Origin of the sequence: Bacteroides sp. 1_1_30 (assembly GCF_020982715.1) — a bacterium.
GTDB classification, from domain to species: domain Bacteria; phylum Bacteroidota; class Bacteroidia; order Bacteroidales; family Bacteroidaceae; genus Bacteroides; species Bacteroides xylanisolvens.
The window spans coordinates 36,937-59,681 of record NZ_JAJKHN010000001.1; the positions used below are offsets into that span (position 1 = coordinate 36,937).

A 22,745-nucleotide genomic window follows, 5' to 3' on the forward strand; every position below is an offset into this window, starting at 1 on the left:
CGGAGAAACGGCAGTTTCCATACATAGGAACTGTCGTTTCCTGCCTTGGAAACGCTCGTTTCCTACCGTGGAAACTACAGTTTCTAATACCGGAAACTCCAGTTCCCCGCCTGGAAACTGGAGTTTAATGCATTTAATAAACTTTCGTACTCATAGGAAATAGGTTTATGTATGGATTATACAGTGTGGCAGATACTCTATCTGCAACGCATCTGCAACAGGTATCTGCAACGCTACAACTAGTTGTAAACTAATATATTATACGCGTTTTGTTGCAGGTGGCAGATACTTCAATGTTTTTTCAACTTTATGGAGGAAGGAATATATCACAATTATGCTCATAACTGTAAAACAGTTGGATGAAGCACTCTCCCATCCGTTATTGAGCTAAATAAATACTCTCATTAAAGAGTAGTATTAATGAATATAAAGAATATTAGGCACCTTACGCTCCCCAGCATGGTCAAACCGCCCATTATCACAAGGATAATTGACGACTCCATCATCCGATGCACCGGACAGCCAAAGGGTAGTAGACCCGCCTCCATCCAAATTTAACGCATCCTCACCTCCTAAAATACGAATCAAATGTGCCAGTTCCGGAATATTCACTCCTTCGGCTTGCTCCGGGAAACGTCCGTCTACGGTTATCAACAATATTTTCCCCTCCTTAGTGGTGGCAACAGCACTACGAGGATGCTTGGTTCGGATAAAATTCGTGCCACATGAATTCCAATCGCAAATCTGTCCGTCTTTCAGCATTAGCGGACCGGAAGCAAGTACTATACCTGTTTCCCCTTTGTATTCTTTTTCTATCTGCCTGCTCCAGGGAATTAACTTTATCTTCCCTTTATGTACATGCATAGCTCCTGTGACACGCAGTTTACATTCGCTCAAAGTGGTTGTGTCAACAACCTGATTGCCCACTTTCAGGAAACAAACCGAATTTCCCCGCTTCATATCAAAGTAGGAACCATTAATTGCTGCAATACCACGATGTTCTGAAGCAATCCGGCTCGTCTCTTTCATCTCACCCGAAACGGCAATATCGACTTTCAAACCTGCGCCGGGGTCTATTTCTATCAGACTAACAGACTGGGTCCCTTGATATAATCGAGGGATAGAAGCATACTTATGAATTATTCCTTTTTGAGGACTTTCCACTTTCCATCGGGCAGACATGATCGCCAGTGAATCCGACACAGTTTGCCCTTTTATTATTCCGATAGAACATAAAATCAGGATAGCGATTAACAAGTTTCTTTTTATCATAAACAGAGAAATCTCACAAATTTAATTCTTTGCACTTTTTACAAAGATAGGCAAAAGAAATCAGCCTCCAAAAAGTCAGCCTTGAAATATTTTCGTCTTATCTACTATACACTTCCGCTTTTTTTCGTACTTTTACCCCTTGTTGGGAAGAAGTGCCTTTCCAACCCTTGAGAACAGAAAAAGAAAAAACAATATATAAAATGAATCACAAATGGAATTATCGACCCATTACACCCGAACAGGCAGAGACAAGCCAGACATTGGCCCAGGAATTAGGGATTAGCCCGATTCTTGGACAACTTTTGGTACAGCGGGGAATTACGAAGGCAGCAGATGCCAAGAAGTTTTTCCGCCCGCAGTTGCCCGACCTGCACGATCCGTTCCTGATGAAGGATATGGATATTGCAGTAGAACGTCTGAACAGGGCGATGGGAAAGAAAGAACGTATTCTAATTTATGGAGATTATGACGTAGACGGTACTACTGCCGTGGCATTGGTCTACAAGTTTATTCAACAGTTCTATTCGAACCTTGATTACTACATACCCGACCGCTACAACGAAGGGTATGGCATTTCTAAAAAAGGAGTGGACTACGCCGCTGAAACCGGTGTGGGACTGATTATTGTACTCGATTGCGGAATAAAAGCAGTAGAGGAAATCACGTATGCCAAAGAAAAAGGGATTGACTTTATCATTTGCGACCATCACGTGCCGGATGATATTCTCCCGCCTGCCGTAGCTATATTGAACGCCAAACGCCTGGACAACACGTACCCGTACACCCACCTTTCCGGTTGTGGAGTCGGTTTCAAGTTTATGCAGGCGTTCGCCATTAGTAACGGTATCGAATTCCATCATCTGATTCCGTTGCTCGACATCGTAGCCGTGAGTATCGCATCGGACATCGTTCCGATTATGGGTGAAAACCGTATTCTCGCCTACCACGGTCTGAAACAACTGAACAGTAACCCGAGTATCGGTATGAAGGCCATTATCGATGTATGCGGACTTTCTGAAAAAGAAATCACTGTCAGCGATATTGTGTTTAAAATCGGACCGCGCATCAATGCGTCGGGACGTATCCAGAACGGAAAAGAAGCAGTAGACCTGCTGACGGAAAAAGACTTCTCGGTGGCACTTGAGAAAGCCGGACAAATCAACCAGTACAACGAAACCCGGAAAGACCTCGACAAGAGTATGACGGAGGAAGCAAACAACATCGTTGCCAATCTGGAAGGATTAGCCGACCGCCGCTCTATTGTGCTCTACAACGAAGAATGGCACAAAGGAGTGATCGGCATCGTAGCTTCCCGTCTGACGGAAGTGTATTACCGCCCTGCCGTGGTATTGACACGAACGGATGACATGGCGACAGGTTCCGCACGTTCTGTTTCCGGCTTCGACGTATATAAAGCAATCGAGCATTGCCGCGACCTGTTGGAGAACTTCGGAGGACATACATACGCCGCCGGACTATCAATGAAAGTGGAGAATGTGGATGCTTTTACCAAACGGTTCGAAGACTACGTTTCACGGCATATCCTGCCGGAACAAACCAGTGCCGTCATCGAAATTGATGCTGAAATCGACTTCAGGGATATTTCTTCCAAGTTCTTCAACGACCTGAAAAAGTTTAATCCTTTCGGCCCCGACAACACGAAACCCATTTTCTGCACTCATCACGTCTATGATTATGGAACGAGTAAAGTAGTGGGACGCGACCAGGAACATATCAAGCTCGAACTGGTTGATAATAAATCGAATAATGTAATGAACGGTATCGCGTTCGGACAGAGTTCGCACGTGCGCTATATCAAAACGAAACGTTCGTTCGACATCTGTTACACCATTGAAGAAAACACGCACAAGCGTGGCGAAGTTCAACTTCAAATCGAGGATATAAAGCCGATTGAATAAGTATCAGGAGATATTAAAACAATATTGGGGATATGACTCCTTCCGCGACTTGCAGGAGGAGATCATCACCAGTATCGGCGAAGGCAAAGATACACTGGGGCTCATGCCTACGGGAGGCGGTAAGTCCATCACCTTTCAAGTGCCTGCTCTCGCCCAGGAAGGGATTTGCATTGTCATCACTCCGCTCATCGCCCTGATGAAAGACCAGGTGCAGAACCTCCGCAAACGCGGTATCAAAGCCCTTGCCGTATATTCCGGCATGACGCGGCAGGAAATTCTCACTGCACTTGAAAACTGCATCTTCGGTGATTACAAATTCCTCTATATTTCTCCGGAACGTCTGGACACGGACATATTCCGCACCAAACTGCGGTCGATGAAAGTCTCTATGATTACGGTTGACGAAAGTCACTGTATCTCACAATGGGGATATGACTTCCGCCCCGCTTACCTGAAAATTGCCGAGATACGGGCGCTGTTACCGGGAATTCCGGTACTGGCACTGACCGCCACCGCCACTCCGGAAGTGGTGAAAGATATTCAAGCTCGCTTGGATTTCCGTGAAGAGAATGTTTTCCGCATGAGTTTCGAGCGGAAAAACCTGGCGTATATGGTACGGCAAACGGATAACAAGACTCAAGAACTGTTGCATATCTTACGAAAGGTACCGGGCAGCGCCATTATCTATGTCCGCAACAGACGACGGACCAAAGAAATCACCGAATTACTGGTAAATGAAGATATCACCGCCGACTTTTATCACGCCGGACTGGATAATGCCGTAAAGGACCTCCGTCAAAAACGCTGGCAAAGCGGAGAAGTTCGCGTGATGGTAGCTACCAATGCCTTTGGCATGGGGATCGATAAGCCTGATGTGCGTATCGTATTACATCTTGACCTCCCTGATTCTCTCGAAGCCTACTTTCAGGAAGCCGGACGTGCAGGAAGAGACGGTGAGAAAGCGTATGCCGTAATCTTATATACTAAAACGGACAGAACGACGTTACACAGGCGTGTAGTGGATACTTTTCCCGATAAAGAATATATCCTCAATGTGTACGAGCATCTGCAATATTACTATCAGATGGCAATGGGCGACGGTTTCCAATGTGTACGTGAATTTAACCTGGAAGAGTTTTGCCGGAAGTTCAAATACTTCCCGGTTCCGGTAGACAGTGCGCTGAAGATACTGACTCAAGCAGGTTATCTGGAATATACGGACGAACAGGACAACGCTTCCCGTATTCTTTTTACGATTCGCCGGGACGAACTGTACAAACTGCGGGAAATGGGAACGGAAGCGGAAGCTCTGATACAGATGATTCTCCGTTCTTACACCGGAGTGTTCACCGATTATGCCTATATCAGCGAAGCCACCCTGTCCGTACGTACCGGACTGACCCGCGAACAGATTTATAACATATTGGTCACGCTTACCAAACGTCGCATCGTAGATTATATTCCGCACAAAAAGACTCCTTATATTATATATACACGCGAACGGCAGGAACTTCGTTTTGTGCACATCCCCCCTGCTGTCTACGAAGAGCGTAAAGCCCGGTATGAAGCTCGCATCAAGGCGATGGAAGAATATGTCATTTCGGAGAATGTGTGCCGAAGCCGGATGCTGCTCCGCTACTTCGGAGAGAAAAACGAGCATAACTGCGGACAATGTGATGTTTGCCTTAGTCACCGTGCAACAGATACGCTGACCGGGGAGTCTCTTGAAGAACTGAAAAAGAAAATAGCAGAATTACTTGCCCAAAAACCGCATACGCCGGCAGAAATAGCCGAGAAAATAGAAGCGGAGAAAGAGAGAGTCAGTGAAGTCATCCAATATTTATTGGAGGAAGGTGAATGGAAGATGCAGGATGGAATGATACATATTTCAAAATAAGTTACTACCTTTGCAAGGTAACTCAAAAATAACACAGTCATGCCGAACTTTTTTAAATCTTTCTTCTCCGGTAAGTCGGAAACTCCGGAAAGTGAAAATCAGAAAAACGATCAGAAAAATTTCGAGATTTTTAAATACGACGGTTTACGTGCGCAACGCATGGGACGTCCGGATTATGCAGTAAAATGTTTTACAGAAGCTCTTGCCATTCAGGAAGAGTTTGAAACAATGGGCTATCTTAGCCAACTCTACATTCAGATGGGAGAAACGGCAAAAGCCCGCGAACTGTTGGAAAAAATGGCTGCCATGGAACCTCATCTCACGAGTACTTTCCTGACACTGGCAAATGTATGCTTTATCCAGGAAGATTATCAGGCCATGGAAGAGGCTGCCAATAAAGCAATTGCCATTGAGGAAGGAAATGCCGTAGCTCATTATCTGCTAGGAAAAGCCCGTAAGGGACAAAACGACGACCTAATGACCATTGCCCATCTCACCAAAGCGATCACTTTGAAAGACGATTTCATCGAAGCCCGCCTGCTACGTGCAGAAGCTTTGCTGAACCTGAAACAGTATAAAGAAATGATGGAGGATATAGACGCCGTACTTGCTCAAAATCCGGAGGAAGAAACTGCCATGCTCCTGCGTGGAAAAGTGAAAGAATCCAACGGTCAGGGCGAGGAAGCGGAAGAGGATTACAAACTGGTGACGGAAATAAACCCGTTCAACGAACAGGCTTACCTTTATTTAGGACAACTTTATATCAATCAGAAGAAGCTGACGGAAGCCATCGGACTGTTTGATGAAGCCATCGAACTGAATCCGAACTTTGCAGAGGCCTACAAAGAACGCGGACGTGCTAAATTGCTGAATGGTGATAAGGATGGTTCTGTAGAGGACATGAAGAAGTCTTTGGAACTGAATCCGAAGGAGGAAGCTGGTCTGAATGGAGAATTCAAAAACTTGGGACCGAAACCGGAGGCACTGCCGGGAATCTTTTAAAATAAGACCGAAAGCCTATCATTATATAGTGTAGGAACTATCAGAAACGACGGATTGATATCAGCTTGATAAGCTGAAAGTCTTCCATTATATAGTGTAGAAACTATCAGGACGGATTGACATCAACATTGATAAAGCTGAAAGCCTTCCATTATATAGCGTAGAAACTATCAGGACGGATTGACATCAACATTGATAAGGCTGAAAGCCTTCCATTATATAGCGTAGAAACTATCAGGACAGATTGACATCAACATTGATAAGGCTGAAAGCCTTCCATTATATAGCGTAGGGCATCGCCCTACGTATTTATAAAACCCAAATACAAGCCCTGAAAGGGCGGAACATGAACTAACTATATGCCACAATCCCTATCAAAGAACTATATTCATCTGACTTTCAGCACTAAATACAGGAAGGACAGTATAAACGAGGATAAATTATCAGAAATATCCAAATACATCTCCGGCATTCTGAAAAACATAGACTGCCCACCTATCATAGTAGGCGGATTTACCAATCATATACATATCCTATGTATTCTCAACAAAAACATCGCATTATCCAAAATGGTAGAAGAAGTAAAACGTAGTTCGTCAAAATGGATAAAAAGTTTAGGACCCTCATATCATGATTTCTCCTGGCAAGAAGGATATGGAGCTTTCTCAGTCAGTCAATCAAAAGTTGAGACTGTAACTCGATATATTCTGGGACAAAAAGAGCATCACAAAAAAATGACCTTCCAAGATGAACTGAAAATGTTTCTAAAAGAATATCAGGTTGAATATAATGAAGAGTTTATATAGAATCATACTATGAAAGACGTAAACGTCCAAGTAGTCCCGCCCTTTCAGGGCTTATGTTAGGTGTATGCTTTTACGTAGGGCGATGCCCTACGCTATATAATAGAAGGCTTTCAGCCTTAATGAAAGAAAAGGCTACACGCAAACCAGAGAAAGACGACATGTAAAGCTCAAAACAGAATGACCTTTTCATTTGTTTTTGATGAAAAAACAAAAAAAATATCGTTTTTTGTTTGCATCTAACAGAAAATTATTACTTTTGCCCCAGAATTAGAAACCAAAGCAAAAAACAAAGATTCGAATGAAATCATTTACTTATGCATATTACTTCTTTTTTTACTTTTACTTTAGCAACAAAGTAGAGCGGGAGTTTGTATGTATCAAGTGACAGTGATGCTTAAGGACTGAATAGAGAAATCAATCATATGAATCCCGCTCCAATATGGACGCGGGATTTTTTTATATAATACATTAGAACAATGAAAAAGATAGCAATTCAAGGAACACTCGGCTCATATCATGATATCGCCGCACACAAGTACTTCGAGGGAGAAGAAATAGAGTTAATCTGTTGTGCCAACTTCGAAGACGTGTTTACTTCGATACGAAAAGACAGCCAGGTTATCGGAATGCTAGCCATCGAGAATACAATTGCGGGAAGCTTGCTGCACAACAATGAGTTGCTGCGACAAAGCGGCACACAAATCATCGGTGAATACAAACTGCGTATCTCGCACAGCTTCGTCTGTCTCCCTGATGAGAGTTGGGAAGACCTGACTGAAGTCAACTCCCACCCTATCGCCCTGATGCAATGTCGCGAATTTCTGAATCAGCACCCACAGTTGAAAGTAGTGGAAGGTGAAGATACTGCCCGCAGCGCGGAAATCATCAAGAATGAAAGTCTGAAAGGCCATGCCGCTATCTGCTCCAAAGCAGCAGCCGAACGTTACGGCATGAAAATTCTTCAGGAAGGCATTGAAACGAACAAACACAACTTCACCCGTTTTCTGGTAGTTGCCGATCCCTGGCAAGTGGACGAACTCCGCCAACATCATGTCAACGCAACCAACAAAGCGAGTATGGTATTCACTCTTCCGCACACAGAAGGTAGTCTGTCACAGGTTTTGTCTATTCTATCGTTCTATAATATCAATCTGACAAAAATCCAATCGTTGCCAATCATCGGACGGGAATGGGAATACCAATTTTACGTAGATGTGGCTTTCAACGATTATCTAAGATACAAGCAATCTATTGCCGCAATCACTCCATTAACCAAAGAACTTAAATTATTAGGCGAATATGCAGAAGGAAAGTCAAACGTATAAAATCGCTCCTGCCGACAGATTGGCAAGTGTTAGCGAATACTACTTCTCAAAGAAACTTAAAGAGGTAGCACAGATGAATGCTGAAGGAAAAGATGTCATCAGCCTCGGTATCGGAAGCCCCGATATGCCTCCTTCGAAGGAAACCATCGAAACATTGTGCAACAATGCTCATGATCCCAACGGACACGGTTATCAACCGTATGTAGGTATCCCCGAACTGCGCAAAGGTTTCGCCAATTGGTATCAACGCTGGTACCGAGTGGAACTGAATCCGAATACGGAAATACAACCATTGATCGGTTCGAAAGAAGGAATCCTCCATGTTACGCTGGCATTTGTCAATCCGGGTGAGCAGGTGTTAGTCCCGAATCCGGGATACCCCACCTATACTTCTTTAAGTAAAATACTTGGCGCGGAAGTTATCAACTATGACCTGAAAGAAGAAGACGGTTGGATGCCCGACTTTGAGGCACTGGAAAAGATGGATCTTAGTCGTGTAAAACTGATGTGGACCAACTACCCGAATATGCCGACAGGAGCCAATGCTACTCCGGAAATCTATGAGCGCCTTGTTGATTTTGCCCGCCGAAAGAATATCGTGATTGTGAACGACAATCCGTACAGCTTTATCCTGAACGATAAGCCTATCAGTATTCTAAGTGTGCCGGGAGCCAAAGACTGTTGCATCGAGTTCAACTCTATGAGCAAGAGTCACAATATGCCCGGCTGGCGTATCGGTATGTTGGCATCGAACGCAGAATTCGTACAATGGATATTGAAAGTGAAAAGTAATATCGACAGCGGTATGTTCCGTGCCATGCAACTAGCTGCAGCAACTGCTCTTGAAGCAGAAGCAGACTGGTATGAAGGCAATAACGAAAACTATCGCAACCGTCGTCACCTCGCCGGTGAAATTATGAAAACATTGGGATGCACCTACGACGAAAAACAAGTAGGAATGTTCCTTTGGGGAAAGATTCCCGCTTCCTGCAAGGATGTAGAGGAGCTAACGGAAAAGGTATTGCATGAAGCAAGAGTGTTTATCACTCCGGGATTTATTTTCGGCAGTAACGGAGCAAGATATATTCGTATCTCTCTTTGTTGCAAAGACAATAAGTTGGCGGAAGCACTGGAAAGAATAAAAAGAATATAGGTTTCTGTTGTTCTCTCTTCAAAGAAAAAGAGAAGAAAACAGCAGCATAATGAGACAGAATAATTTCAACGAAAACAAGTTATTAAAAGAATAAAAACAAATAAGAATATGGAACTCGAATCAATTTTATTACCGGGCATTGAAGCTAAAAGACCGATTGTCATTGCCGGCCCTTGTAGCGCAGAAACTGAAGAACAAGTAATGGATACAGCCAAACAACTGGCTGCAAAAGGACAGAAAATATATCGTGCCGGCATCTGGAAACCGCGTACCAAACCGGGAGGTTTCGAAGGTATCGGCGTAGAAGGTCTTGCCTGGTTGAAAGAGGTAAAGAAAGAAACAGGAATGTATGTTTCTACGGAAGTAGCAACAGCCAAACATGTTTACGAATGTCTGAAAGCGGGCATCGATATTCTTTGGGTAGGTGCGCGTACCACTGCCAATCCCTTCGCCGTACAGGAAATCGCTGATGCGCTGAAAGGTGTTGATATCCCCGTATTGGTTAAGAACCCGGTGAACCCGGATCTCGAATTATGGATCGGAGCACTGGAACGTATCAACAACGCTGGTTTGAAACGCCTGGGGGCTATCCACCGTGGTTTCAGCAGCTATGACAAGAAGATCTACCGTAATCTTCCCCAATGGCATATTCCTATCGAACTGCGCCGCCGTATCCCTAATCTTCCGATTTTCTGTGATCCGAGTCATATCGGTGGAAAACGTGAGTTAGTAGCTCCGCTTTGCCAACAGGCGATGGACTTGAACTTCGACGGTCTGATCGTAGAAAGCCACTGCAATCCGGACTGTGCTTGGAGTGATGCGTCTCAACAGGTTACTCCGGACGTACTCGACTATATCCTCAATCTACTGGTGATCCGTACTGAAACGCAATCTACCGAAAGTCTGGCACAACTCCGTAAACAAATTGACGAATGTGACGACAATATCATTCAGGAACTATCAAAAAGAATGCGCGTAGCCCGCGAAATCGGTACTTACAAAAAAGAGCATGGAATCACCGTTCTTCAAGCCGGACGTTACAATGAAATCTTGGAAAAACGTGGCGCGCAGGGCGAACAGTGTGGTATGGACAGCGAGTTTATGAAGAAAATTTTCGAAGCCATCCACGAAGAATCGGTTCGTCAACAGATGGAAATTATTAATAAATAAAAAGCAGCCTCTCCACTAACCCTCTTCCAAAGAGAGGAAAGAAAGTAACCTTACTGTTCATATTGACAAGAGTAACTTTTAGTCTGTTCTCCTTGGGAGAAGGTTAGGGAAAGGATTTTTAAATAAACATTATGAGAATATTAATCCTTGGAGCCGGCAAAATGGGCTCTTTCTTTACTGATATATTAAGCTTTCAACATGAGACGGCCGTGTTCGACGTCAACCCGCACCAGTTGCGTTTTGTCTATAACACGTATCGTTTCACCACATTGGAGGAGATTAAGGACTTTGAACCGGAACTGGTTATTAATGCCGTTACAGTGAAGTACACGCTGGATGCCTTTCATAAAGTATTGCCTGTGTTACCGAAAGACTGTATCATTAGTGACATTGCCTCTGTAAAAACAGGACTGAAGAAGTTTTATGAAGAAAGCGGTTTCCGTTATGTCTCCAGCCACCCGATGTTTGGCCCTACTTTTGCTAGTCTTAGTAATCTAAGCAGCGAAAATGCCATCATCATCAGTGAAGGAGACCACCTGGGAAAAATATTCTTCAAAGATCTCTATCAGACATTGCGTTTGAACATCTTCGAATATACGTTCGACGAACACGACGAAACAGTAGCTTACTCGCTTTCTATTCCGTTCGTATCGACTTTTGTATTTGCTGCCGTAATGAAACATCAGGAAGCTCCGGGAACTACGTTCAAGAAGCACATGGCAATTGCCAAAGGCCTATTAAGCGAAGACGACTACCTGCTTCAGGAAATCCTGTTCAACCCACGCACTCCGGGACAGGTAGCCAATATCCGCACGGAGTTGAAAAATCTTCTCGAAATTATTGAGAACAAAGATGCGGAAGGAATGAAAAAGTATCTGACTAAGATTCGGGAGAAGATTAAATAATCCATTATATAGAGAGGGATCAGGGGAAATAATAATCTTCCGTGTGCCTCTCCGGTTACAGAACCATCCCTTATATAGGCAAGATTTTACGATCCTCTGCATACTTTTTTGTTTGCAGGGGATTTTTTTATGTGTACCTTTGTATCCGCAAAAACGGATTCACAGGAGAAAGAATGATAGATCAAGTTACCATAGACCGAATATTGGACGCGGCACAAATTATGGATGTCGTTTCAGATTTTGTCACCCTGCGCAAACGTGGTGTCAATTACGTCGGTTTGTGTCCGTTCCATAGTGATAAAACCCCTTCTTTTTATGTCTCTCCCGCCAAGGGATTATGCAAATGTTTTGCTTGTGGAAAAGGTGGAAACGCAGTGCATTTCATTATGGAGCACGAGCAGATGTCATATCCGGAAGCGCTGAAGTACCTTGCCAAGAAATACAATATTGAAATCAAGGAGCGGGAATTAAGCGATGAAGAGAAGTTTGTGCAAAGCGAACGTGAAAGTCTGTTTATCGTCAATAACTTTGCGCGCGATTATTTCCAAAACATACTAAAAAATCATATAGACGGGCGTAGCATCGGTATGGCTTATTTCCGCAACCGTGGTTTTCGCGATGACATTATTGAGAAATTCCAACTAGGCTACTGTACTGAAAGTCACGATGCATTCGCCAAAGAGGCAATCCAAAAAGGATATAAAAAAGAGTATCTGGTAAAAACCGGACTTTGCTACGAAACGGACGACCACCGATTGCGAGATCGTTTTTGGGGACGTGTAATTTTCCCTGTCCATACGCTTTCCGGTAAAGTGGTGGCTTTTGGCGGACGTGTACTTGCCAGTGCAACGAAAGGGGTTAAAGTAAAATACGTCAATTCACCCGAATCGGAAATCTATCATAAAAGTAACGAATTATACGGTATATATTTTGCCAAACAGGCTATTGTAAAACAAGACCGTTGTTTTTTGGTTGAAGGTTACACGGATGTAATCTCCATGCATCAATCCGGTATAGAGAATGTGGTTGCTTCTTCGGGAACAGCCCTTACACCGGGACAAATCCGTATGATTCACCGGTTCACCAACAATATGACTGTGCTTTACGATGGTGACGCAGCGGGTATCAAGGCCTCTATCCGGGGAATTGACATGTTATTGGAGGAAGGTATGAATATCAAAGTCTGTCTTCTTCCCGATGGGGACGACCCGGACTCTTTTGCCCGCAAACATAACTCAACGGAATTCCAGGCTTTCATCTCTGAACATGAAACGGACTTTATCCGCTTCAAAACAAACTTGCTGCTGGAGGATGCAGGAAAAGATCCCATCAAGCGTGCGGAACTGATTGGTAACTTGGTGCAAAGTATTTCTGTTATCCCGGAAGCGATTGTCAGAGATGTCTATATCAAAGAATGTGCACAGCTACTTCATGTAGAAGATAAGCTGTTGGTATCGGAAGTTGCCAAAAGACGGGAAACTCAAGCAGAGAAACGAGCTGAACAGACGGAACGGGAACGCCGGATGGCTGAAAGAACAGCTACAATGTCTCAAGGGACACCGCCTGAAAATGCTCCGATGCCCAACGGAGATATTCCGTTGCCCCCTGAAATAGATAACGGATATACAGAGGTTCCTCCCGCTCTGCAGGAAGACAACTATGCATCTTTTATCCCCCAGGAAGGAAAGGAAGGACAAGAATTCTACAAATTCGAACGGCTGATATTACAAGCGGTAGTTCGTTATGGAGAAAAAATCATGTGTAACCTGACTGATGAAGAAGGAAACGAGATTCCGGTAACCGTTATAGAATATGTGATTAATGATTTAAAAGAAGATGAGTTAGCTTTTCATAATCCGTTGCACCGCCAAATGTTATCGGAAGCTGCTGCACACATGCATGATTCCAATTTCATTGCTGAACGTTATTTTCTGGCACATCCTGATCCGGTAATCAGTAAATTGAGTGTGGATTTGATTAATGTGCGGTATCAGCTTAGTAAATACCACTCCAAATCCCAAAAGATCGTAACAGATGAAGAGCGTCTCTATGAAATGGTTCCGATGTTAATGATTAACTTCAAATATGCAATTGTAACAGAGGAATTGAAGCACATGCTTTATGCCCTGCAAGATCCTGCTCTCGCCCATGATAATGAAAAATGTGATTCGCTTATGAAACGCTTTAATGAGTTGAAGACCGTACAAAGCATCATGGCAAAACGATTGGGTGACAGGGTTGTTCTGCGATGATTCCTCATCGGTGCCGAGAGATGTCTTCATCGGTGCCCCCCCCTCTTCATCGGTACCGAAGCCTGCCTTCCCCGATACCGAAACCAAATAACGTCTCCTACCAGGTTTTCTCTACAAAGTCCCGTGTTGAATCAGATTCATAAACTCTTCACGAGTTTTTGCCTGATTGAAAGCCCCGGTAAAATCCGAAGTAGTAGTAATAGAGTTTTGTTTTTCTACACCACGCATCTGCATACACATGTGTTTGGCTTCCACTACCACCATTACACCCAACGGATTCAGTGTTTCCTGAATACACTCTTTGATTTGCAGTGTCATGCGTTCCTGCACTTGCAGGCGATGAGAGAATATATCGACTACACGGGCTATCTTGCTCAACCCGGTGATATAGCCGTTAGGAATATAAGCCACGTGTGCCTTCCCGTAGAACGGCAACATGTGATGTTCGCAAAGGGAGAAGAAATCGATATCTTTCACAATCACCATCTGACTGTATTCTTCCTGGAATTTAGCAGAGCGAAGCACTTCATGAGGATCCATGTGATACCCTTTCGTCAAGCTTAACATTGCTTTAGCCACCCGTTCCGGAGTTTTCAATAATCCTTCCCGTTCGGCATCTTCACCCAACAAAGTTATAATACTACGATAATGACTCTTCAACTCCTCCAGATTCGGAGAAACAATTTCTTCTTTTTCTAACATGATACAATTATAAAGGAATATTGATCTGGTCTCTTACAATAGAAACCTCTTTGAACACACCGGTAGCCTTCAACCGACGCATCATTGCGTCCGCCTCTTCAATGCTCCGGAAATCACCTACACGACAAAGCCAACGAGGTGGATTGAACGAAGTATATACTGTCAATTCAGGGAAATACTCTTTAACGCGTGATGCTACATGATAAGCATCATTCTTAGCCTGACGAGTATTGTTACCGGCATACGCCTGTATTCTGAACCCGGAAGTCTTTATTACTTTCTGTTCACCTGTTGCAGGACGTTCCATCCCTATCAGAGCCTCAATACGGGGATCTTGATGAATAGTCACCTTTCCTTGTCCCGGAACGTTACGTTCCAGACTTTTGACAATGCCCTGTGCCTGTACACCGACAACTGCCAATACCAACAACAAAGTAAGTAAAGCTAGTTTTCTCATTCTATAAATAATATTTAGGCACGGATTACGCGGGTTACACAGTTTTCGAAATCTCTTGGACTAAACTATACCGTGTAATCCGTGAAATCCGTGCCTGAAAGAAGTTTTAATTATGCGTTAAAAGCATCAATGATACCTTTGAAATCAGATACTTTCAGAGCAGCACCACCAATCAAACCACCATCAACGTCCGGGTTAGCGAACAGTTCTTTAGCGTTAGAAGGTTTGCAGCTACCACCGTAAAGGATAGAAGTATTGTCTGCGATTTCTTTGCCATACTTGTCAGCTACGATAGAACGAATGAAGGCATGGATTTCCTGTGCTTGTTCAGGAGAAGCAGTTTTACCTGTACCAATAGCCCAAACCGGTTCGTAAGCCAATACAATCTTAGAGAAGTCTTCAGCCGACAGAGAGAATACAGATTCCATTTGTGCAGCTACTACTTCGTTTTGCTTGTTAGCTTCGCGTTCTTCCAACACTTCACCGATACAGAAAATCGGAGTCAGACCGTTAGCCAAAGCCAATTTTACTTTTTCTTCAAGGATAGCAACTGTTTCACCGTAGTATGCACGACGTTCAGAGTGTCCCAGAATTACATATTTTGCACCAGTAGAAGCAACCATTTCAGCAGAAACTTCACCTGTATAAGCACCTGATGCTTTGTCTGCACAGTTTTCAGCACCTACACCAATCTTAGCAGCGTCTACCAACGGAGTAACAGAAGCCAGGTGGATGAACGGAGTACAGATGATTACATCACAGTTAGGCTTTTCGTTAGCCAATGCTTCGTTCAGTTCTTTAGCCAAAGCGATACCCTCTTGAAGGGTTTTGTTCATTTTCCAGTTTCCTGCAACAATGTTCTTTCTCATTTTGTTTTTTTATTTTAAAGGGTTAATAAATTTACGATTGGACGATTGACGATTGAACGATTCAGGTTAGTGTTCGTTACAGAGGGTCGCTCGTTATCATTTTTTCTTATTCTTGTTCTTCTATTCCTTGATTCTTTGTTTCCGGTTCTTTGCTTTTTATCTCTTCTTCTTGTTGCTTCCGCTTCGCGGTTTTCCGTTCCCGGCGGCGAACGACCAACACATCCACCCCAAGCACTAACAACAATGGAATAACAAACCACAGGAAGACATATCCTACCGTATGAGCGTCACTGCTCACTTTCTGCTTTCCTAGCGGCAGATTCTCCAGTTTGTCCGTCAGTACGTATTCATCCGGTATATCCTCATCGCTCCATTTATTCAGAATGGTTCCGTTCTTAATCAACATCAATCCCGGGTTAGAGCGAACCATCGTCTTCAATGTTATATCATCCATTTGGCAGAAAGGATATTCGGCTCCTGTCTTGTCCTTCCACAATTCTATCTGTTCCTCCGGTGAAGAAGTGAGGCAATAGAATTTGTAGCCATGCTCCACCGAATAGTCATATATCTCATTAATCAAATCAATGTTACTATCATCCGCCTCTTCAATCCGATGGGCAACCAACAGGAAAGTATATCCTATATCTGTCAATACATCGTTTGTTATATCTTCCCCCGTATTCAGATCTATCATAGAGAAATCGTGAATAGCCGGTTCATATCCTTTTTCCTTAAGGATGGTACGCGTATCGACAAATGTCCAGGTACTATCCGGATAGTTATCCAACGTAAATTCTTTCTGCTCTCCGTTCTTCTCCAGGATAAAGATGCTTTCATATACGCTTGGTTTGGCTCCTTCGGGCATTGTCATTCCTTCCAGGATATTCTTTCCGATCTTGTAAGGACGAAAGTCTAAAACAGGCAAACGGTCCAGACAATAGAACGATAAAGTAAACACAAAAAACAGCGTATAAAGAGAAACCAGCCACTCCATCTTCACACTGATAAAACGAATCAGCATCCTCCTGTGACGGAAAGCCATTATTGCCGCAAATAGCAGAATGATATTCTTTCCAAATGTTTCCCAATTTGTCAACACCCAGGCATCACCAAAACAACCGCAGTCTGAAACCGGATCAAAGATGGCAAGATACAAGGTCAGTGGCGTCATGAAAATCATCAGCATCAAAGCCAATGAGGTAGCCAATGTTCTTCTTGTTGCAAAGAACAAAGAGATACCTATAAAAAACTCAACGGCGGATAAAACGATACCTCCCAATAAAGGGAAGAATGAAGGGAACCAGGAAGCCATTCCGAATGCAGTCAGATAATCCTGTATCTTATACTGGAAACCCAGCGGATCAACTGCCTTTACAAATCCGGAAAAGATGAACGATGCCGCCAAAAGAAAGCGACACATATTCGCCACTACCTCCTGAATGATATGTAAGTTCTTATCCTTCAAATTCTATCTTAATCAGTCCGAAAACAGAGTAATTAATCATATCCATATAATTGGCATCAATACCTTCTGACACCAATGTATTGCCGGCCAAGCTCTCAATCTGCTTGGTACGGTAGATTTTCATCAGAATCAAGTCTGTGTAAGAGCTGACACGCATGCTCCGCCAGGCTTCATCATAATCATGATTCTTGGCAAGCATCAGTTCTAATGCCTCTTTTGCATACTTATCGTACAAAGCCATCGCTTCTTCATTGCTGATGTCGGCAGACTCGGCATACCCCAGTTCCAACTGGATAAGTCCGATGATGCCATAATTGACAATCGCAATAAACTCGGCACGGATTCCCTCGTCAATCAGGGTTACTCCTTTGGTTTCAATACTTCGAATCCGATTGGCTTTAATAAAAATCTGGTCAGTCACCGAAGCCGGACGCAGGATACGCCATGCAGGCCCGTAATCGTGCAGCTTCTTGGAAAATAAGTCACGGCACAAAGCGATGACATGTTCAAATTGTTGCTTGGTATCTTTCATCTTCTTCCAAATAGTGCGCAAAGGTAACAATAATTAAGTAAAAACAGAAAGAGGGCACTCTAAATTATATTAAAGTGCCCTCTCCTAAAGATATTGTATTACTGTTTTATAAGCTATATTTTTTATGAACAACGCAAAACCTGTCCGATACGCAAAGTAGTAGTCGGTTTGATACGGTTCAGTTTGCAAAGTGTACTGACTGATACGCCACGCAATTTAGCAATGCGGGACAATGTATCGCCACTCTTCACCTTGTGATAACGGATGGTACCGTCAGCCACTTGAGTATCATGAGAACCAGCACGCTTCACGCCTTTTGCTTTGCGGAACGTATAAGTATCGGCAACGATATCTTGTTTCGGGAAGTCGAACATATAAATCGGATTAATTGCAATCCCCAGGAAGCGGGTTTCGAAATGAAGATGCGAACCAGTAGAACGTCCGGTGTTACCACCCAAACCGATTACTTCTCCGGCTTTCACTAATTGGTTTTCTTCAACCAATTGTTTTGATAAATGACCATACACTGTTTCCAATCCATTATCATGACGGATAACGACATATTTTCCATATCCTCTACGCTCATATTTTACGATACGTACTTTACCGTCAAAAGCAGCTACGATAGTATCACCTATATTCACTTTCAAGTCCAACCCATTATGCATTCTTCTCCAACGAGGACCGAAAGGCGAAGTAATTTTTGTACTTGGAGTTGGCATATGGAAACCTGTCAGGTCGATTGTATACGTATCAGGGATAATAGCATTTCCGTAAGCATGCACATACTGGTTGTTCCAGTTTGGATAAAGACTTAGGGCGGGATATTCGGACTGTTCGGCACGGATTTGCTTCTGCAAGGCCAAAGAGTCTACTGATTTTAATTTCTTGTCTATCGGTGCTTGGCGGGCAATCAAGTCTTGCGAGAAAGAGCTCAGACTGACCATAGCCGCAACAGCGACCAATCCTGTTTTAATAATGCTAAAATTCATTCCTTCTTTGTCAATTCAATTAATATTCGTCGTTTGCATACAGGTAATCAAATGTAGCCTGCTTGTAATCGAATATTTCTTCCGGTTTAAAAAATCTCGTTAATTCAATAGCTGCAGTCTCCGGAGAATCGGATGTATGAACGATATTCTCTTGAAAGCTCATACTGTAATCCCCGCGAATGGTGCCTGGAGCAGCTAAACGTCCATTAGTCGGTCCCGCCAACGTACGGACTGTTTGAATAGCATCCACACCTTCGAAACAACAAACAATGACAGGAGTTGCCATCATCGAATCTTTCACACGCTGAAAGAAAGGTTTGCCGCTAAGGTGGGCATAATGTTCGCTTAACAATTCATCAGTCAGTTGCATCATCTTCATGCCGGCCAACCGTAATCCTTTACGTTCAAAGAGATGAGTAATCTCACCAACCAATCCCCGTTGAAGGGTACATGGTTTTAAAATGACCAGCGTTTTTTCAAGCATAATACTCGACTTTGCAAATGGTTAAACAATACATTTACTAAAAAAATTCCCCCAAAGGTAGTATTTTCCTATGAAAAGGCAAGAGAGTTATTAACTATTTTTCAGATGCTTAGTACAAAAAGAGGGAACAATTGAGCCGTTAAACTCCTATAAATAGGGAGGATAGGGACAAAATATGTTTTGCAACACATTTACGCAAATAAACTGCATGTTTAACCGTTTTTCAACTTATGGCAGCCCAGTTAACATTCGTTTTCCGCAAGGCTTTAAGTTGCCGCCACAAGATTTCATTCTCGGGATTCTGTGCCGCAGGGTCTTGTTCCACAATACTTTCAGCTATGGCACGAACGTATTGCAACAGTTGCCCGTCGCGTACAATATCCGCAATCTTCAAATCGAAAGCGATGCCGCTTTGCTGCGTACCTTCAAGATCACCGGGGCCACGCAATTTCAAATCGGCCTCGGCTATTTCGAAACCATCATTGGTACGTACCATGATTTCCAATCGTTTCCGGGTGTCCTCCGTCAACTTATAATTCGTCACCAGAATACAATAAGACTGCTCCGCTCCACGTCCTACCCGTCCACGCAACTGATGTAACTGCGAAAGCCCGAAACGTTCTGCATTTTCAATAATCATCACCGAAGCATTCGGGACGTTCACTCCGACTTCAATGACGGTAGTAGCCACCATGATCTGCGCTTTGCCCGAAACAAAAAGCTGCATTTGCTCATCCTTCTCGGCTGGTTTCATTTTGCCATGCACTTTACAAACCGTACATTTCGGAAACTCTTCCAGAACATGTTGATATCCTTCTTCAAGGTTCTTCAAATCAATCTTTTCGCTTTCTTTAATCAGCGGATAGACAATGTAGACCTGACGTCCTTCTTCAATTTGTTTGTGCACCGAACGGTACATACTTTCCCGGCGGTTATCAAATTGGTGGATGGTAGTAATCGGTTTTCTTCCGGGTGGAAGCTCGTCGATAACAGACACGTCCAAATCACCATACAATGTCATTGCCAAAGTGCGTGGGATCGGGGTAGCAGTCATCACGAGCACATGTGGAGGTTGAACATTCTTACTCCAAAGGCGGGCGCGTTGTGCCACGCCAAAGCGATGCTGTTCGTCGATAACAACGAAACCTAAAGAAGAGAAATTGACAGTATCTTCAATAACGGCATGCGTTCCTATTAATATCTTCACATCTCCGGTCAGCAATCCGGTCAGAATCGCTTCCCGCCTTTTGCCTTTAATAGAGCCTGTCAGCAGTTCGACACGGATATCCATGCCAAAGAGCAGTTCTTTGATCGTTTCATAATGCTGGTTCGCCAAGATTTCGGTGGGTGCCATCATGCAAGCCTGATAACCGTTATCCAACGCCAACAGCATACTCATCAAGGCAACCAGTGTTTTCCCGCTTCCTACATCTCCCTGCAAGAGGCGGTTCATCTGCCTGCCACTGCCGACATCGTTCCGTATTTCCTTCAATACCCGCTTCTGTGCACCTGTCAGTTGAAAAGGAAGATTCTTTGTATAAAATGTATTGAACACCTCTCCCACTTTCTCAAAGATATATCCACGATATCTTTTTTGTCTGTCTTTGGCATAGCGGAGGATATTCAGTTGAACATAAAACAGCTCTTCGAACTTAAGGCGATATTGCGCCCTGCGAAGCACATCGGGATTGGTCGGAAAGTGGATATTCCGGAGAGCTTCCGTCAAAGGCATCAGATGATATTCCGCCAGCAATTTGGAAGAAAGTGTTTCAGGCAGAGGCTCCTGTATTTGCTGAATCACCGTTGCCATCATCTTCTCAATCGCGTGAGAGTTGAGGAAACTGCGCTTCATCTTCTCCGTCGTATTATAATAAGGTTGCAATCCCACCGAAGAAAGTTTCAAATCTTCCGTCTTGTCTACATCGGGATGCGCCACATTGATACGTCCGTTGAAAACTGTCGGTTTGCCGAAGATGATATATTCCTCGTGCAGCTTATACTTGCCTAAGATATACTTAATGCCTTGAAACCACACCAAATCCACGACTCCCGTACCATCCGAAAAGTGCGCCGTCAAACGACGTTGACGTCCTTCGCCAATGGTTTCGAAACCGAGAATTTCTCCTTTCAACTGGATATACGGCATATTGCCATCTATTTCGTGAATGTAATAGATGCGGCTCCGGTCAATATATTTATAAGGGAAATAATAAATTAAATCGTGCAAGGAGTAGATTTCCAACTCCTTATTTAATACAGCGGCTTTTTGAGGGCCTACACCGGAGATAAATTTTATGTCGCGTGTGGCTAAATCGAACATTTATAAAAGAGCACTCCCCACTTTTAAATCGAAAGGAGTCGTTATTTTTATATTTTCACGGTTACCTTCCGCCAGATACACAGGCATTCCCATTGCTTCGACAACGGAAGCGTCATCTGTAAAGAAGGGAGTAAATTCTTGTGCATAGGCTTGTTTCAACAACTCTACATCGAACACCTGCGGTGTTTGAACCAGCTTGTAATCATTCCGGCTGACCGTTTCACTTCCGGTATCTGTCAGATGGCGAAGTGTCTCTACCACATCCACCACAGGAATCACTGCTTTCTGCACTTTTGCCAAGTCATAACAACGGCGAATCACTTCTACCGACACAAACGGACGTACTCCATCATGCACCCCTACCAGTCCCGGCCCTTGCACCAGTGCCAGACCGTTCTTTACAGAGTGAAAACGCGTTTCGCCTCCATCGGCAAGGGTATGTTCCACCGCAAAGCTGTGTTTTTGGCAAAGTTGCTTCCAAAAGTCCTGTTGTTCCCGTGGAAGCACTACTATGATTTGAAGTGTTTCGTCATATCTCCTAAATACTTCCAGGGTATGCATCAACACAGGTTTATCACCCATGGGAAGGAATTGTTTCGGGAGGTCACTTCCCATTCGCAAGCCCTTTCCACCGGCGACAATGATTACATATTTCTTCATGGACGGTTTAGCGTTTAACACACATCGCTTCTACCAGTTCGTCTACTTTTTCTTTACCTACCAACAGGTCAACGATTGTCAAAGCAAATTCCATGGCAGCACCCGGTCCCATACCGGTAATGATGTTTCCATCACGTACGACAGGTTCATTTACACATTCTGCACCATCCAGATATTGTTCAAAACTCGGATAACAGGTAGCCTTCTTTCCTTTCAGCAGTCCCAGTTTACCCAATACCATCGGAGCAGCACAAATGGCCGCAATAGGTTTACCTTTTGCGGCAAAATCAAGAATCAATTTACGCAACCCTTCGTGCTTGTCAAGTGTGGCAGCTCCCGGCATTCCTCCCGGCAACAGCAGCAGTTCAGCATCGAAGAAATCGCAATTCTCGAAGTTGATATCGCAAAGGACGGATACGTCATGTGCTCCCACTACAATTTCATCCGGCGTAACGGATACGATTTCTACATTAAGTCCGGCACGTCTCAACGTGTCAATAGCAGTAAAGGCTTCAATTTCTTCAAAACCATCTGCAAAAAAAGCGTATACAGTTCCCATAATC

Annotated in this window: 20 protein-coding genes; 9 read left to right on the forward strand and 11 right to left on the reverse strand. The window is 43.7% G+C overall.

From position 1 onward, the window contains the following. Positions 1-417: 417 nt before the first annotated feature. Positions 418-1,272 carry a phosphodiester glycosidase family protein gene (locus LPH68_RS00175; protein ID WP_134985028.1) on the reverse strand — a complete coding sequence of 285 codons (855 nt, stop codon included), beginning with the start codon at positions 1,270-1,272 and terminating at the stop codon, positions 418-420. 200 nt (positions 1,273-1,472) lie between these two features. On the opposite strand from LPH68_RS00175, the gene recJ reads away from it, so the two are divergent. From recJ to dnaG, 9 genes are all read left to right on the forward strand, one after another. Next, on the forward strand, positions 1,473-3,191 hold the full coding sequence (gene recJ, locus LPH68_RS00180) for a single-stranded-DNA-specific exonuclease RecJ (protein ID WP_009038996.1): 1,719 nt from the start codon (positions 1,473-1,475) through the stop codon (positions 3,189-3,191). Next, positions 3,184-5,088, forward strand: coding sequence for an ATP-dependent DNA helicase RecQ (locus tag LPH68_RS00185; RefSeq protein WP_004311061.1), 1,905 nt, complete (start codon positions 3,184-3,186; stop codon positions 5,086-5,088). Before recJ ends, LPH68_RS00185 begins: the two co-directional genes overlap by 8 nt. A gap of 39 nt (positions 5,089-5,127) precedes the next feature. Next, on the forward strand, positions 5,128-6,090 hold the full coding sequence (locus LPH68_RS00190; protein WP_230296830.1) for a tetratricopeptide repeat protein: 963 nt from the start codon (positions 5,128-5,130) through the stop codon (positions 6,088-6,090). Positions 6,091-6,449: 359 nt separating this feature from the next. After that, positions 6,450-6,896, forward strand: a complete 447-nt coding sequence (locus LPH68_RS00195; RefSeq protein ID WP_004307855.1) for a transposase — start codon at positions 6,450-6,452, stop codon at positions 6,894-6,896. A 476-nt stretch (positions 6,897-7,372) separates the two neighbouring features. Then, entirely contained in the window at positions 7,373-8,221 is an 849-nt protein-coding gene (locus tag LPH68_RS00200; protein ID WP_004307854.1) for a prephenate dehydratase, read from the forward strand. Beyond that, entirely contained in the window at positions 8,196-9,374 is a 1,179-nt protein-coding gene (locus LPH68_RS00205; protein WP_151922992.1) for a pyridoxal phosphate-dependent aminotransferase, read from the forward strand. The genes LPH68_RS00200 and LPH68_RS00205 overlap by 26 nt, the downstream gene beginning before the upstream one ends. A gap of 108 nt (positions 9,375-9,482) precedes the next feature. Beyond that, positions 9,483-10,544 carry a bifunctional 3-deoxy-7-phosphoheptulonate synthase/chorismate mutase type II gene (locus LPH68_RS00210; protein ID WP_004307852.1) on the forward strand — a complete coding sequence of 354 codons (1,062 nt, stop codon included), beginning with the start codon at positions 9,483-9,485 and terminating at the stop codon, positions 10,542-10,544. 131 nt (positions 10,545-10,675) lie between these two features. After that, positions 10,676-11,449 carry a prephenate dehydrogenase/arogenate dehydrogenase family protein gene (locus LPH68_RS00215; RefSeq protein WP_004307851.1) on the forward strand — a complete coding sequence of 258 codons (774 nt, stop codon included), beginning with the start codon at positions 10,676-10,678 and terminating at the stop codon, positions 11,447-11,449. 173 nt (positions 11,450-11,622) lie between these two features. Beyond that, entirely contained in the window at positions 11,623-13,701 is a 2,079-nt protein-coding gene (dnaG, locus tag LPH68_RS00220; protein WP_128859327.1) for a DNA primase, read from the forward strand. Positions 13,702-13,812: 111 nt separating this feature from the next. Here dnaG and folE read toward each other — a convergent pair whose 3' ends face one another. The 10 genes from folE to LPH68_RS00270 all read right to left on the reverse strand — a co-directional run bounded on the left by folE (position 13,813) and on the right by LPH68_RS00270 (position 22,741). Continuing rightward, complete coding sequence (folE, locus tag LPH68_RS00225; protein ID WP_004324710.1) at positions 13,813-14,403, reverse strand: GTP cyclohydrolase I FolE; 591 nt, start codon at positions 14,401-14,403, stop codon at positions 13,813-13,815. Positions 14,404-14,410: 7 nt separating this feature from the next. Beyond that, complete coding sequence (locus LPH68_RS00230) at positions 14,411-14,860, reverse strand: SPOR domain-containing protein (protein WP_015532311.1); 450 nt, start codon at positions 14,858-14,860, stop codon at positions 14,411-14,413. Positions 14,861-14,970: 110 nt separating this feature from the next. Next, the gene (tpiA, locus tag LPH68_RS00235; protein ID WP_004307847.1) at positions 14,971-15,729 is read right to left on the reverse strand and encodes a triose-phosphate isomerase; all 759 of its coding nucleotides are present in this window, start codon (positions 15,727-15,729) and stop codon (positions 14,971-14,973) included. A gap of 106 nt (positions 15,730-15,835) precedes the next feature. Beyond that, positions 15,836-17,194, reverse strand: a complete 1,359-nt coding sequence (locus tag LPH68_RS00240; protein ID WP_151922991.1) for a BT_3928 family protein — start codon at positions 17,192-17,194, stop codon at positions 15,836-15,838. Then, entirely contained in the window at positions 17,184-17,726 is a 543-nt protein-coding gene (locus tag LPH68_RS00245; protein WP_004307845.1) for a DUF1599 domain-containing protein, read from the reverse strand. The genes LPH68_RS00240 and LPH68_RS00245 overlap by 11 nt, the downstream gene beginning before the upstream one ends. A gap of 122 nt (positions 17,727-17,848) precedes the next feature. Then, a complete protein-coding gene (locus tag LPH68_RS00250; RefSeq protein WP_004307844.1) occupies positions 17,849-18,718 on the reverse strand; it encodes a peptidoglycan DD-metalloendopeptidase family protein in 870 nt (289 codons plus the stop codon). A 19-nt stretch (positions 18,719-18,737) separates the two neighbouring features. Further along, entirely contained in the window at positions 18,738-19,202 is a 465-nt protein-coding gene (gene ndk, locus LPH68_RS00255) for a nucleoside-diphosphate kinase (protein ID WP_015532309.1), read from the reverse strand. A 223-nt stretch (positions 19,203-19,425) separates the two neighbouring features. Further along, positions 19,426-21,522 (reverse strand): ATP-dependent DNA helicase RecG, encoded by a 2,097-nt coding sequence (recG, locus tag LPH68_RS00260; protein ID WP_151922990.1) that lies wholly within the window; start codon positions 21,520-21,522, stop codon positions 19,426-19,428. Then, positions 21,523-22,182: a 2-C-methyl-D-erythritol 4-phosphate cytidylyltransferase gene (locus LPH68_RS00265; protein WP_015532307.1), complete on the reverse strand. Its 660-nt coding sequence runs from the start codon at positions 22,180-22,182 to the stop codon at positions 21,523-21,525. A 7-nt stretch (positions 22,183-22,189) separates the two neighbouring features. Beyond that, positions 22,190-22,741, reverse strand: a complete 552-nt coding sequence (locus LPH68_RS00270) for a DJ-1 family glyoxalase III (RefSeq protein WP_008020485.1) — start codon at positions 22,739-22,741, stop codon at positions 22,190-22,192. Positions 22,742-22,745: the final 4 nt, after the last annotated feature.

Bases quoted from the DNA above. Each gene is read 5' to 3' on its own strand.
- LPH68_RS00175 (WP_134985028.1), bottom strand. From the start codon at position 1,272: ATGATAAAAAGAAACTTGTTAATCGCTATCCTGATTTTATGTTCTATC.
- recJ (WP_009038996.1), top strand. From the start codon at position 1,473: ATGAATCACAAATGGAATTATCGACCCATTACACCCGAACAGGCAGAG.
- LPH68_RS00190 (WP_230296830.1), top strand. From the start codon at position 5,128: ATGCCGAACTTTTTTAAATCTTTCTTCTCCGGTAAGTCGGAAACTCCG.
- LPH68_RS00195 (WP_004307855.1), top strand. From the start codon at position 6,450: ATGCCACAATCCCTATCAAAGAACTATATTCATCTGACTTTCAGCACT.
- LPH68_RS00200 (WP_004307854.1), top strand. From the start codon at position 7,373: ATGAAAAAGATAGCAATTCAAGGAACACTCGGCTCATATCATGATATC.
- LPH68_RS00205 (WP_151922992.1), top strand. From the start codon at position 8,196: ATGCAGAAGGAAAGTCAAACGTATAAAATCGCTCCTGCCGACAGATTG.
- LPH68_RS00210 (WP_004307852.1), top strand. From the start codon at position 9,483: ATGGAACTCGAATCAATTTTATTACCGGGCATTGAAGCTAAAAGACCG.
- LPH68_RS00215 (WP_004307851.1), top strand. From the start codon at position 10,676: ATGAGAATATTAATCCTTGGAGCCGGCAAAATGGGCTCTTTCTTTACT.
- dnaG (WP_128859327.1), top strand. From the start codon at position 11,623: ATGATAGATCAAGTTACCATAGACCGAATATTGGACGCGGCACAAATT.
- folE (WP_004324710.1), bottom strand. From the start codon at position 14,403: ATGTTAGAAAAAGAAGAAATTGTTTCTCCGAATCTGGAGGAGTTGAAG.
- LPH68_RS00230 (WP_015532311.1), bottom strand. From the start codon at position 14,860: ATGAGAAAACTAGCTTTACTTACTTTGTTGTTGGTATTGGCAGTTGTC.
- tpiA (WP_004307847.1), bottom strand. From the start codon at position 15,729: ATGAGAAAGAACATTGTTGCAGGAAACTGGAAAATGAACAAAACCCTT.
- LPH68_RS00245 (WP_004307845.1), bottom strand. From the start codon at position 17,726: ATGAAAGATACCAAGCAACAATTTGAACATGTCATCGCTTTGTGCCGT.
- LPH68_RS00250 (WP_004307844.1), bottom strand. From the start codon at position 18,718: ATGAATTTTAGCATTATTAAAACAGGATTGGTCGCTGTTGCGGCTATG.
- ndk (WP_015532309.1), bottom strand. From the start codon at position 19,202: ATGCTTGAAAAAACGCTGGTCATTTTAAAACCATGTACCCTTCAACGG.
- recG (WP_151922990.1), bottom strand. From the start codon at position 21,522: ATGTTCGATTTAGCCACACGCGACATAAAATTTATCTCCGGTGTAGGC.
- LPH68_RS00265 (WP_015532307.1), bottom strand. From the start codon at position 22,182: ATGAAGAAATATGTAATCATTGTCGCCGGTGGAAAGGGCTTGCGAATG.
- LPH68_RS00270 (WP_008020485.1), bottom strand. From the start codon at position 22,741: ATGGGAACTGTATACGCTTTTTTTGCAGATGGTTTTGAAGAAATTGAA.